At 73.8% G+C, this 11835-nt stretch carries 12 protein-coding genes and 1 riboswitch; of the genes, 8 read left to right on the top strand and 4 right to left on the bottom strand.

Translation table 11 applies throughout. From position 1 onward, the window contains the following. Positions 1–212: 212 nt before the first annotated feature. Together FFT10_RS02380 and FFT10_RS02375 are read left to right on the top strand one after the other, a co-directional pair. Positions 213–1529 (top strand): type IV pili methyl-accepting chemotaxis transducer N-terminal domain-containing protein, encoded by a 1317-nt coding sequence (locus FFT10_RS02380; RefSeq protein WP_162520676.1) that lies wholly within the window; start codon positions 213–215, stop codon positions 1527–1529. A 174-nt stretch (positions 1530–1703) separates the two neighbouring features. After that, on the top strand, positions 1704–2732 hold the full coding sequence (locus tag FFT10_RS02375) for a GGDEF domain-containing protein (RefSeq protein ID WP_137731155.1): 1029 nt from the start codon (positions 1704–1706) through the stop codon (positions 2730–2732). Positions 2733–2753: 21 nt separating this feature from the next. Here the strand turns inward: FFT10_RS02375 and FFT10_RS02370 are convergent, their stop codons facing one another. The 4 genes from FFT10_RS02370 to FFT10_RS02355 all read right to left on the bottom strand — a co-directional run bounded on the left by FFT10_RS02370 (position 2754) and on the right by FFT10_RS02355 (position 4834). Next, positions 2754–3572: a sulfite exporter TauE/SafE family protein gene (locus tag FFT10_RS02370; protein WP_174246067.1), complete on the bottom strand. Its 819-nt coding sequence runs from the start codon at positions 3570–3572 to the stop codon at positions 2754–2756. Continuing rightward, positions 3572–4036, bottom strand: coding sequence for an EVE domain-containing protein (locus tag FFT10_RS02365; protein WP_137731154.1), 465 nt, complete (start codon positions 4034–4036; stop codon positions 3572–3574). Before FFT10_RS02365 ends, FFT10_RS02370 begins: the two co-directional genes overlap by 1 nt. A 232-nt stretch (positions 4037–4268) precedes the next feature. Beyond that, positions 4269–4598, bottom strand: coding sequence for a cell division protein ZapA (locus FFT10_RS02360; protein ID WP_137731153.1), 330 nt, complete (start codon positions 4596–4598; stop codon positions 4269–4271). Continuing rightward, positions 4595–4834 (bottom strand): DUF904 domain-containing protein, encoded by a 240-nt coding sequence (locus FFT10_RS02355; RefSeq protein ID WP_137731152.1) that lies wholly within the window; start codon positions 4832–4834, stop codon positions 4595–4597. The genes FFT10_RS02360 and FFT10_RS02355 overlap by 4 nt, the downstream gene beginning before the upstream one ends. A gap of 118 nt (positions 4835–4952) precedes the next feature. Further along, positions 4953–5203, top strand: a riboswitch (cobalamin riboswitch). Between the two features lie 206 nt (positions 5204–5409). Here FFT10_RS02355 and FFT10_RS02350 point away from each other — a divergent pair. The 6 genes from FFT10_RS02350 (at position 5410) to FFT10_RS02325 (ending at position 11821) form a co-directional block, all read left to right on the top strand. After that, positions 5410–7152 carry a TonB-dependent receptor domain-containing protein gene (locus FFT10_RS02350; protein WP_228026913.1) on the top strand — a complete coding sequence of 581 codons (1743 nt, stop codon included), beginning with the start codon at positions 5410–5412 and terminating at the stop codon, positions 7150–7152. Further along, positions 7137–8504 (top strand): cobyrinic acid a,c-diamide synthase CobB, encoded by a 1368-nt coding sequence (locus tag FFT10_RS02345; RefSeq protein ID WP_373282456.1) that lies wholly within the window; start codon positions 7137–7139, stop codon positions 8502–8504. The genes FFT10_RS02350 and FFT10_RS02345 overlap by 16 nt, the downstream gene beginning before the upstream one ends. Continuing rightward, entirely contained in the window at positions 8498–9070 is a 573-nt protein-coding gene (locus tag FFT10_RS02340; RefSeq protein ID WP_137731150.1) for a bifunctional adenosylcobinamide kinase/adenosylcobinamide-phosphate guanylyltransferase, read from the top strand. The genes FFT10_RS02345 and FFT10_RS02340 overlap by 7 nt, the downstream gene beginning before the upstream one ends. Next, positions 9067–9945, top strand: coding sequence for an ABC transporter substrate-binding protein (locus FFT10_RS02335; RefSeq protein WP_137731149.1), 879 nt, complete (start codon positions 9067–9069; stop codon positions 9943–9945). The genes FFT10_RS02340 and FFT10_RS02335 overlap by 4 nt, the downstream gene beginning before the upstream one ends. An 83-nt stretch (positions 9946–10028) precedes the next feature. Continuing rightward, a complete protein-coding gene (locus FFT10_RS02330; RefSeq protein WP_137731148.1) occupies positions 10029–11054 on the top strand; it encodes a FecCD family ABC transporter permease in 1026 nt (341 codons plus the stop codon). Further along, the gene (locus FFT10_RS02325) at positions 11051–11821 is read left to right on the top strand and encodes an ABC transporter ATP-binding protein (RefSeq protein WP_137731147.1); all 771 of its coding nucleotides are present in this window, start codon (positions 11051–11053) and stop codon (positions 11819–11821) included. The genes FFT10_RS02330 and FFT10_RS02325 overlap by 4 nt, the downstream gene beginning before the upstream one ends. Positions 11822–11835: the final 14 nt, after the last annotated feature.

Here is an 11835-nt window from a genome sequence, read left to right as displayed (position 1 = left end):
GCAGCGCGGCGCGCGGCCCCTGGCGAGGTGCACCGCCCCGGGCGGGGCAGGCGGCCGGCGTGACCGGCCCGGGTGCATCGTCACACCCGACGCGTGGTGCAATGCAGCATCCGTGCCAGCGGGCTGGCATGGTCGCTGCCTGCGGTCGGCCCGGAACGATCCGCCGGCCCGCCGCCGCCCGCCTTGCCCTGCCACCTGTTGCCCGTCACCCGATGCCCCTGCTGATCGCCTGCCCCGATGCGCCCGCCGACCTGACCGAGGCCCAGGCCCTGGCCGGCCGCCTGCAGGCCGCCGGTGTGCTGGTGGCCGGTCCGGTGCCCTGCCACATGTTGGTGCGTGAGGTGGTTCGCGTCGCACCGGAAGCGGTCCTTCTGCTGGCGCCGGCGCTGGGCGAACCCGTGCAGCAGACGCTGACCCTGCTGGCCGGCAGCGCCGCCAAGCCCGTGCTGCTGGCCACGGCCGCAGCGCCGCCGGCCGATCTTCAGCCCTGGCTGGACCTGAACCTGGTGGCCTGGCTGCCGGCGCCGCCCGATCCCGCCGCCGTGGCCGCGGCCTTGCCGCTGGCCCGCGCCCGCTTCGCCCGCGACCAGGCCCAGCAACAGGCCCTGGCCGGCGCCCTGGCCCGGCTGGACGAGCGCAAGTGGGTCGACCGCGCCAAGGGCGTGCTGATGCGTGCCCAGCAGCTCAGCGAGGACGATGCCTTCGCCCTGTTGCGCACCGCGTCGATGCAGGCCAATCTGCGGGTGGGCGAGGTCTCGCGCAGCCTGATCGAGGCCGCCCAGGCGGCCGAGGCCATCAACCGTGCCGGCCAGCTGCGCATGCTGTCGCAGCGCCATGTCAAGGCGCTGGCCCTGCGCGCGGTGGCCCGCGGCCGGGTGGAGGACACGCTGGCCGAGACGGCGCAGCGGCTGCAGCGCCACCTGGACTGGCTGGAGCGCCTGCCGCTGCCGCCGGCCGTGGCCGCGCTGCTGGCTGCCACCCGCAGCGCCTGGGCCGACCTGCAGCACACCGCCGGACCGGGCGCCGCACCCGGTGCGCCGCGGGCCGGCCTCGCCTGGCCGGCGCTGCTGGCCGAGACCGACGCCCTGGCCGAGCAGCTGCTGGAGCGCGCCGATGCGCTGACCGGCGCGCTGGAGGCCACCAGCGGCCGCCGCCACTTGCAGGTGGTCAATTTGAGCGGCCGCCAGCGCATGCTGGCGCAGCGCCTGGCCAAGCAGGCCTTGCTGGCCGGGCTGCTGCCGGCGCCGCAGGCCGGCATGCAGGCCCAGGCTGCCGCCCGCACGGTGCGCGAGTTCGAGACTGCGCTGGCCACCCTGGAACGCGCGCCGCTGGCCAGTGACGCCATCCGTGCCGCACTGGCCCAGGCGCGTGGCCAGTGGCAGCGGCTGCTCGACGGCCTGCGCCGCAGCGACGGCCCCGACGCCAGCGCTGCCCGCGCCACCCTGGCCCGCGAGAGCGAGGCCCTGGTCACCAGCTTCGACGAGCTGACCTCGCTGTACGAGCACAGCATGCAGGTTTTGCTGGGTTGAACAACGCCACCACCCTGCCGCTGTTCCGGTGATTCGTGCCCGGTGGGGCCGCCCGTGCTGGATATCATCGAATCTAGGGAGTGCGCCCTGGTTCAGCTTGCCGATCCAGGGGGGGCTGCCCAGAATCAAGCCATGGCGACACCCGGCCCGGCCGACCCCACAACCTCCATGACCATGCCCATCGCCACCGAGCGCAGCACCATCGCCACGACCCGGGTCGATGTTGCGCCGCCGGACTTGCCGCCCGTCGCACTGCTCGCCCAGGCCCTGCTGGCGCTTGCGGAGCAGCAAGGGCTGGCGGTCGCGGTCAAGGCCGTGGACGACGGCCGTTATCTGCAGGCCAGCCCGGCCTTCACCAGCCTGCTGGGCACCGACCCGGCCAGCCTGGTCGGCCGCACCGATGCCGACTGGCTGGACACGGCCACCGCCGCCTTGCTGCGCGCTGCCGACCACACCGCGCTGGCCCAGGGCGCGGCGCTGGCCAGCGAGCACCGCTTCGATTGGCGCGGCGAACGGCGCGAGTTCAAGGTGCTGCGCGTGGCCACCACCCAGGGCGACCGGCGGCTGCTGTGCTGCATCTGGCAGGACCTGGCGCCGCAGCGCCAGCGCGAGGCGCAGCTGCGCGTCGCGCTCGACCAGCTGGAGCAGCAGCAGAAGGCCAACGACGCCCTGCGCCAGGAACTGTCCGAACAAGGCCTGCGGGACCAGGCCAGCGGTCTGAACAGCCGCGCCCATTTTGACGACCAGATGCGCCGCGAGCTGGACCTGTCCACCCGCGAGCACCGCGAGTTCGCCCTGGTCTACATGGCGCTGGACCCATTCAACGACAAGGCCGGCGCCTTGGGCGCCCGCGCGCAGGAGCGCATCTGCGAGGCCATGGGCCGGCTGCTGCGCGGCAACACCCGGGCGATGGATGCCAGCTGCCGCATGGACGACCGCCACTTCGCGGTGCTGCTGTCGGGGGTGGGCCTGGCCACCGCCCACAGCCGCATGGAAGGCCTGCGCCGCCAGTGCGCCACCCAGATCGTGATGCTCGACGGCGAGGAACTCGGCTTCACCGTGGCCATGGGCGTGGCCAGCTTCCCGCACACCGCCCACGGGCATGACGAGCTGATCGCCGCCTGCTCGGCCGCATTGGCCGAGGCCAAGCGCCGCGGCGGCAACACCGTGGCCCTGGCCAGCATCCGCTTCGAAAGCGCCTGAGCGTTCTTGGCGCAGGCGCGGTCAGCCGCGCAGCATGCGCCAGACCATGAAGCCGGCCAGGCCGTACAGCAGCACCGCAAACACCTTCTTCAGCGGCTTGGTGTCCAGCCGGTGGGCGGTGCGCGCGCCCAGGGGCGCCATCGCCACGCTGGCCAGCGCCAGCACACCCAGCGCCGGCAACGACAGGTAGCCCAGCGTGCCCGGCAGCGGCGGTGGCAGGCCCCAGCCGGCAATCACGTAGCCGGTGGTGTTGGCCAGTGCGATCGGGAAGCCCAGCGCCGCGCTGGTGGCCACCGCGTGGTGGATGGCCACGTTGCACCAGGCCATGAACGGCACCGAGATGAAGGCGCCGCCGGCGCCCACCAGGCCCGAGACCAGGCCGATCAGGCCGCCCGCGGCGGTGGCGCCCACCGGGCCGGGCATCTGGCGGCCTGGCTTGGGCTTGCGGTCCAGCAGCATCTGGGTGGCCGAGAAGCCGACGAAGCCGGCGAACAGCAGGCCCAGCGCGTGGCCCTTGATCAGCGCGAACAGCCCCGCGCCCGACAGCAGACCGCCCAGCACGATGCCCGGCGCCAGCGTCTTCACCAGGTCCCATCGCACCGCGCCGCGGGCATGGTGGGCGCGCACGCTGCTGATGGAGGTGAACAGGATCGTCGCCATCGCGGTGGCCACCGCCATCTTCAGCGCCAGGCCGGCCTCGACGCCGCGGTTGCTGAAGATCACCGTGAGGAAGGGCACCATCAGCATGCCGCCGCCGATGCCCAGCAGCCCGGCCAGGAAGCCGGTGCAGCAGCCCAGCAGCAGCAGTTCCAGGACCAGGGTGGTGTCGAGCAGCCCCATCAGCCTGGCACGCCCAGCAGCCGCAGCACCGCATCCCACTCGGGGCGGCTGACCGGCGTGATCGACAGCCGGCTGCCGCGCTGCAGCAGGCCCATGGTGGCGAGTTCGGGCCGTTCACGCATGGTGCGCAGCGGCAGCAGCGGTGTCTTCTGCACCAGGGCCACGTCGACCAGCAGCCAGCGCGGCGTCTCGCGGGTGGCCTTGGCGTCGAAGTAGGGGCTGGCGGGGTCGAACTGGGTGGGGTCGGGGTAGGCGGTGCTGGCCACACGGGCCAAGCCGGCCACGCCAGGCTCGGCGCAGGACGAGTGGTAGAACAGCACGCCATCGCCCACCCGCATCGCGTCACGCATGAAATTGCGCGCCTGGTAGTTGCGCACGCCCACCCAGGGCACGGTGGCCTGGGGCGCGGCGGCGAGGTCGTCGATCGAGCACTCGGCCGGCTCGCTCTTCATCAACCAGAACATGAGGGGGTGTCCGTTGCAGAACCGTGGACCGCATTCCTGATCCCAAGGGGGAGATCAGGTGGGCGAGGTCAGCGAGGCTTCGGGTTCATCTGACGCGAGACGATCACACCAGCTTCGCGATGTTCCAAGCCCTGGCTCAATGAGCATCGGATCAAGGAAATATAAAGCCCACAGCACGCAACGGACGGGTCCATTCTAGGCACGACCGATGGCCCTGGTGGCGTGTCATTTCTCACAGCAGCTGGCCGTCCTGGCCCAGCACGCCATCGATGCGCCGGATCAGGTGCTCGACGTCGATCTCGCCGTCAGCCACGGCCAGTGCCGGCGCGGGCACCGGGGCGGGGGTTCGTGCGGCGACCTGGGCCTGCTCGGCCCGCTGGTAGGCCAGGTTCAGCGCGGTCAGCACGGCGATGCGTTCACGCGCCTTCACCTTGCCGGCATCGCGGATGGCGCTCATCTCGCGGTCGACGATGGCCACGGCCTCGCGCAGCAGGGCCTCGCCGTCGGGCGGGCAGGCCAGCATGTAGCTCTGGCCCAGGATGGTGGCTTCGATCTGCTTCATGCGGCGTCGGTCTTGCGGGCCACGGCGGGCGTGGCGGCGGCCACCGGTTCGGCCGGCAGGCGGTCGAGCAGGGCGTCGATGCGGGCGCGGGCGGCGGCAAGGCGCGAGCGCAGGCTGTCGCGCTCGCCGGTCACCAGGCCCAGCTGGGTCTGCAGCAGGGCATTGGTGCGCTGCAGTTCCTCGTGGCGCAGCACCAGCCGTTCGATCCGCTCGGCAAGGTCATCGAGTCTTGACATGGGCTGGCGCCGCCTCCTGTTGAAGGCGAGGATTGTAGGTGCCGGGGGCTGGCTGCCCATCCTGCGCACCGGGGGCCGCGCTGTCCGCCAGGTGCCAGCCTGGTGTCAGGGGTGCTGGGTTAGGATGCCCGTCGTTGGTGCTCTGGCCGCCCGTCGTGACGGCCAGGTTAAACGGGAAGCAGGAAGGCGAGGGCCCCACGGGCCATCACCCAACCTGCGCTGCCCCCGCAACGGTAAGCGGACGTGGCCGATCCCCTCGGGGTGGGGCCACCGCTCCTGTGTCTGACGCCACTGGTCGCGCAAGCGCTCGGGAAGGCCACAGGGGTTGTCTCCGCCAGCCCGGATACCGGCCAACGAGGTGGTGTGCGCCCCCGGGCGTGCGCCGTGCGGTGGCCGGTTGCGGGGAAGCAGCGGGCCACGATCCTGGGTTCCTGCTTCCAATGACGTTTCCTTCTTCCGGCCTCCGCGCCCGTCGGCGTGCGCCTGCCGTGGCCGCTTCGCTTTCTCTGCTGGCCTGCGTGCCGGCGTTGTCCCAATCCCAACCCGCTGCACAGCCCGCGACCGTGCTGGTGGCCATGGCCGACCCCGTGGTGGTGACCGCCGCCCGCCGCGCCCAGCCGTTGTCTCAGGTGCTGGCCGATGTGTCGGTGGTTGACCGCACTGCCATCGAGCGCAGCGGCGCCACCAGCCTGGCCGACCTGCTGGTGCAGCTGCCCGGCATCGAGATGTCGCGCAACGGCGGGCCGGGCAACACCACCAGCGTGTTCATCCGCGGCGGCGAGAGCCGCCATGTGGCGGTCTACATCGACGGCCTGCGGGTCGAGTCCCAATCCACCGGCGGCGCGGCCTGGGAGATGCTGCCGATCGAGGAGGTCGACCGCATCGAGGTGCTGCGCGGCCCGGCGGCGGCGCTGTACGGGTCCGATGCGATCAACGGCGTGGTGCAGCTGTTCACCCGCCGCGGTGGCGGCCCGCTGCAGGCCGGCGCGTCGCTGTCCTACGGCAGCCATGCCACGGTGCAGGCGCGGGCTTCGGCCAGCGGCACGGCGGGTCCGGTGGACTATGCGCTGTCGGCCTCGCACGGCCGCAGCGACGGTTTCAACGCCCGCACCACCGCCACCGCCAACCCCGACGATGACGGCTGGCGGCGCAGCGGCGCCACCGCCCGCATCGGCACCCAGCTGGCGCCCGGGCACCGGGTCGACCTGTCGTGGCTGGGCGCCAACCTGCGCTCCCAGTACGACAGCAGTCCGGCGGCCGATGACACCAACCACCACACCCTGCGGGGGGTGAACCTGCAGTGGGAGGGCGCCTGGTCGGCCAGCAGCAACACCCGGCTGCAGCTCGGCCAGTCGGCCAGCACCTACGAAGCCCGGCCGTTCTTCTACCGCACCGAGACCACGCTGCGCACGGTCCTGCTGCAGCATGGCCTGCAGCTGGGTGCGCACCACCTCGACCTGGCGCTGGAGCGCCGCGAAGACAAGCTGCGCAACCCCGCGACCACCTACGCGGCCACGCTGCGCGGCGCGCGTCACCAGGACGGCATCAGCCTGGGCTGGCGCATGGACATCGGCAACCACGGCCTGCAGGCCAACGTTCGGCATGACCGCGACAGCGAGTTCGGCAGCCAGCCCACCGGCAGCCTGGCCTGGGGCTGGCAGCTGCTGCCGGCCTGGCGGCTGGTGGCCTCCGCCGGCACCGCGTTCCGCGCGCCCACGCTCTACCAGCGCTTCAGCGAGTACGGCAACCCGGCGCTGGAGGCCGAGCGCAGCAGCAACCTGGAGCTGGCGCTGCGCTGGTCGGCCGGCGACAGCACCGCGTCGGCCACCGCCTGGCGCAACCGGGTGCGCAACCTGATCGACTTCGACGTGCCCGGACCCTGCGCGTCCACCGATGGTTGCTACGACAACGTCGGCCGGGCGCGCTACGAAGGCATCACCTTCGCCGGCAGCACCCGCTGGGCCGGCGTGGCGCTGCAGGCGTCGGCCACCTACCAGGAGCCGCGCAACCTCGACCTGGACCGCCAGCTGCGCCGGCGCGCCCGCGTGCTGGCCACGCTGGGGGCCGACGGGCAGTGGGGCGGCTGGGGCTGGGGCGTGGCGGTGCGCGGCAGCGGCGGCCGCTTCGACGATGCCGCCAACAACCAGCGCCTGGGCGGCTATGTGCTGGTCGACCTGCGGCTGGAGCGCGCGCTGCTGCCGGGGCTGACGCTGGAAGCCCGCATCGACAACGCCACCGACAAGGCCTACACGCTGGCCCGCACCTACGCCACCGACGGCCGCACCGCGCAGCTGGGCCTGCGCTGGGCGCTGCAGTGAGCCAGGCGACGGGCCAGGCCGCCGCGGTGCTGGTGGCCGCGCCGGCCTCGGGCCAGGGCAAGACCACCGTGGCCTGCGCGCTGGCGCGGCTGCATGCCCGTGCGGGCCGGCGGGTGCGGGCCTTCAAGTGCGGGCCGGATTTCCTCGATCCGCAGTGGCTGGCCCTGGCCAGCGGCGGACCGGTGCACAGCCTGGACCTGTGGATCAATGGCGAGGCCGACTGCGCCGCCCGTCTGGCCGCCGCGGCAGCCGAGGCCGACCTGGTGGTGGTGGAAGGCGTGATGGGCCTGTTCGACGGCACGCCCAGCGCCGCCGACCTGGCCCGCCGCTTCGGCCTGCCGGTGCTGGCGGTGGTGGATGCCGGCGCCATGGCCGGCACCTTCGGCGCATTGGCCCACGGCCTGCAGCATTACCGGCCGGGCCTGCCCTGGCTGGGCGTGCTGGCCAACCGGGTGGCCGGCGCGCGCCATGCGCAGATGCTGCAGGACAGCCTGGCCACGCCGGGCGACTGGTGCGGCGCGCTGCCCCGCAGCGACGCCTGGGCGCTGCCCGAGCGCCACCTGGGTCTGGTGCAGGCGGCCGAGCTGTCCGATGCCGTGGCCCGGCTGGACGCCGCTGCCGATGCGCTGGCCACCACGCCGCTGGGCCGGCGCGCGCTGGCCGACTGGCCGCATTGGTCGGCGCCACCGGCCACACCGGCGGACAGCATCCAGCCGCTGCTGGCCGGCCGCCGCATCGCGGTGGCGCAGGATGCTGCCTTCCAGTTCATCTACCCCGCCAACCTGGCCACGCTGCAGGCGCTGGGTGCGCAGCTGCAGTTCTTCTCGCCGCTGGCTGGCGACGCCTTGCCGACCTGCGACGCCGTCTGGCTGCCCGGTGGCTACCCCGAGCTGCATGCCGCGACGTTGGCAGCCTGCGTGCCGCTGCGCGACCAGCTGCGGGCCCATGTGGCCGCCGGCCGGCCGCTGTGGGCCGAGTGCGGCGGCATGCTGGTGCTGTTCGATGTGCTGGTCGATGCCGACGGCCAGCACCATCGGATGTGGGGCCTGCTGCCCGGTACCGTCACCCAGGGCCGGCGGCTGGCCGCGCTGGGGCCGCAGCAGCTGGTGCTGGGTGGCCAGGCGCTGCGCGGCCACACCTTTCACCATTCCACCTGCGCGACGCCGCTGCCGCCGTGGGCCCATGCCCAGGCGGTGCGCGGTGGCGCGCTGGGCCTGGGCGAGGCGCTGTATGTGCGCGGCCCGGTGCGGGCCAGCTATGTCCACGCCTGGTTCCCGTCGAACCCGGCGCTGGCCGCGGCACTGCTGTCGCCCGCCGCGCTGCCGGCACCCACCGAGCACGTGCCATGCTGACACCACCCCAGCACGGCCTCATCCTGGGCGGCCAGAAGAGCGGCAAATCCCGCCTGGCCGAGCAACAGGCGGCTGCCTGGCTGGCCGCCGCGCCTGGCCACCGTGCCACCCTGGTGGCCACGGCGCAGGCCGGTGATGCCGAGATGGCTGCGCGCATCGCCCGCCACCAGGCCGACCGTGCCGCCCGCGTGCCGGGCCTCGCCACGCTGGAGGAACCGGCCGACCTGGCCGGCGTGCTGCAGCGGCACGGTGCATCCAACCACATGCTGGTGATCGACTGCCTGACACTGTGGCTCACCCAGCGGCTGATGCCGCTGCACGGCGACGGCCTGGACGATGCCGCACTGGCCGCTGAGTCGGCGCGTCTGCTGGCCGCGCTGCAGCAGGCGCCGGGGCCGGTGGTCTGGGTGTCCAACGAGATCGGCCTGGGCGTCAGCCCGCTGGGCCGCGAGGTGCGCCGCTTTCTCGACGCGCTGGGCCTGCTGCACCAGCAGATCGGTGCGCATTGCGGCCGGGTGCAGCTGATGGTGGCCGGCATTCCGCTCACCGTGAAGGGACAGCCATGATCCGCCGCCTTCTGGTCTGGTGGATGGCGGCGTGGGCCCTGGCCGCCGCGCCGTCGTGGGCCCAGCCGCTGGTGGTGCAGGACGACCGCGGCAGCAGCCACCGCTTCGCCGCGCCGCCGCAGCGCATCATCAGCCTGCTGCCGTCGCTGACCGAGAGCATCTGCGCGCTGGAAGCCTGCAACCGCCTGGTGGGCGTGGACCGCTGGAGCAACTGGCCGGCCCAGGTCAACCAGCTGCCGCGCCTGGGCGGCATGGACGATGCGCTGATCGAGGCCATCGTGCAGCTCAAGCCGGATGTGGTGCTGGCCTCCACGTCGTCGCGGGCGCTCGACCGGCTCGATGCGCTGGGCCTGCGGGTGGTCCGTCTGCGCTCGGAAACCCATGCCGACGTGCAGCGCACGTTGCAGTTGCTGGCCGGCTTGCTGGGCACGCCGGCGCAGGGCGCCCGTGCATGGGCCCGCATCGAGGGCGAGCTGGCGGCGGCCGCCGCGCGCGTGCCGCCGGCGCTGCGCGGCCAGCGGGTGTACTTCGAGATCGGCGGCGGGCCGTATGCGGCCGGCATCAGCTCGTTCATTGGCGAGACGCTGCAGCGCCTGGGGATGGCCAACATCGTGCCGGCCAGCCTGGGGCCGTTCCCCAAGCTGAACCCCGAGTTCGTGCTGCGCGCCCAGCCCGACATCCTGATGGGCGCCGCCAAGGAGGCGCAGGCCATGGGCGGCCGCTCGGGCTGGTCGGCGCTGACGGCATTGCAGCGCGGCCGGCGCTGCGGCTTCGACACCGACAGCTACGAGGCGATGATCCGCCCCGGCCCGCGCCTGGGCCTGGCTGCAGGCCAGATCGCCGACTGCTTGCAGAAGCTGGGGGCCGCGAAGTGAGCGCGGTGCAGCCACCGGCCGGGGAGGGCGCCAGTGCCGTCGGGGACTGCGGCAGCATTGCAGCTGCAGCCGCCCGCCCCGCCATGCCTGCCGCGTCCACCGACCACCAACGCCGCCGCCGCCTGGCCTGGCTGCTGCTGGCCGCCGGCCTGCTGGCGCTGCTGGCCGGCCTGGTGACCGGCAGCAACGGCGTGGCGCCGCTGGCCACCTGGGCCGAGCTGCAGGGCGACCAGGCCGGCCTGATCCTCGGCCAGATCCGCGCCCCGCGCACCCTGGGCGCGCTGCTGGTGGGCGCGCTGCTGGGCCTGGGCGGGGCGCTGGCCCAGGGCCTGTTCCGCAATCCGCTGGCCGACCCGTACCTGCTGGGCAGCGCGGCCGGCGCCGGCCTGGCGGTGGTGCTGGTGCTGGCCGGCGCCAGTGTCGGCGGCCTGGCCATCAGCCTGGCCACCGCCGCCTGGCTGGAGCGGCTGGGCCTGGTGGTGGCGGCCTTTGCCGGCGCGCTGGCCGGCGTGCTGCTGACGCTGACGCTGGCCCAGGGCGCGGTGCAGACCCTGCGCCTGCTGCTGGCCGGCGTGGTGGTGTCGGTGCTGCTGGGCGCGGTGTCCGACCTGGTCACCGTGGTCTCGCCCGATGCGCTGCGCGGCAAGCAGGCCTTCATGCTGGGCAGCACCAGCTTTCTGGGCTGGCCGGCGCTGGCCATGATGGCCGGCGGCCTGGTGGTGCTGCTGGCGCTGGCGCTGCGCCATGCCCGCGCGCTGGACGCGCTGACACTGGGCGAGGACAGCGCCGCCAGCCTGGGCCTGCACTTGGGCCGGGTCCGCTTGCTGCTGGTGCTGCTGCTGGCCGCCAGCACGGCGCTGGCGGTGTCGCAGGCCGGGCTGGTGGCCTTTGTCGGCCTGGTGGCGCCGCACCTGGTGCGCCGCCACGCGCCCGGTGCCCATGCCTGGCTGCTGGGCGCCAGCGCCGCCATGGGGGCCGTGCTGCTGGGCGTGGCCGATGTGGTCTCGCGCGCGCTGATCCCCCCGCAGGAGCTGCCGGTGGGCGTGGTCACCGCGGTGCTGGGCGGGATCTACCTGTTCGTGCTGCTGCGGCGGCGGGGCTTGTCATGACGGCGGCACCCAGCCTGCGCACCGACAGCCTGCGCATCGACCTCGGCGGCCGCCCGGTGCTGCGTGGCGTGTCGGTCGGCCTGCAGCCGGGCTGGACGGCCATCGTCGGACCCAACGGCGCCGGCAAGTCCACCCTGCTGCGGGCGCTGGCCGGCCTGCTGCCGCCGCAGGCCGGCACGGTGTGGCTGGGCGACCAGCCGCTGGCCGCGGTGCCGCCGGCATTGCGGGCCCGGCAGATCGCCTGGCTGGCCCAGCAGGGCGAGACCAGCGGCGACCTGACGGTGCGCGAGACCGTGGCCCTGGGCCGCATCGCCCACCTGGGCCTGCTGGGCACGCAGGGCCCGGCCGACCAGGCCGCGGTCGATGCCGCGATGAACCAGACCGAATGCAGCGCCTGGGCCGATCGCCGGCTGCAGGCCCTGAGCGGCGGCGAGCGCCAGCGGGTGCTGCTGGCCCGCGCCCTGGCCACCGGCGCGCCGGTGCTGCTGCTCGACGAACCCACCACCCACCTCGACGCGCCGCACCAGGTGGCCCTGGCCCGGCTGTTCCGCCGGCTGGCGTCCAGCCACACCGTGGTGACGGTGCTGCACGACCTGCCGATCGCCGTGCATGCCGACCGCCTGCTGCTGCTGCGCGACGGCGCCCTGGTGGCCGACGGCCCCGCCACCCAGCCAGCGCTGCAGCAGGCGCTGGCGGCGGTGTTCGGTGGTGCGGTGCGGCTGCTGGCCACCGGCGGCGTGCCGCGGGTGGAGCTGGTGCTCGATTGATTGAACAGGACGCC

It is taken from the genome of Pseudaquabacterium pictum, from assembly GCF_005403045.1.
Taxonomy (GTDB): domain Bacteria; phylum Pseudomonadota; class Gammaproteobacteria; order Burkholderiales; family Burkholderiaceae_C; genus Pseudaquabacterium; species Pseudaquabacterium pictum.
The sequence above is the reverse complement of the archived record's forward strand: the minus strand, read 5'-3'. Positions and strand labels throughout refer to the sequence as shown.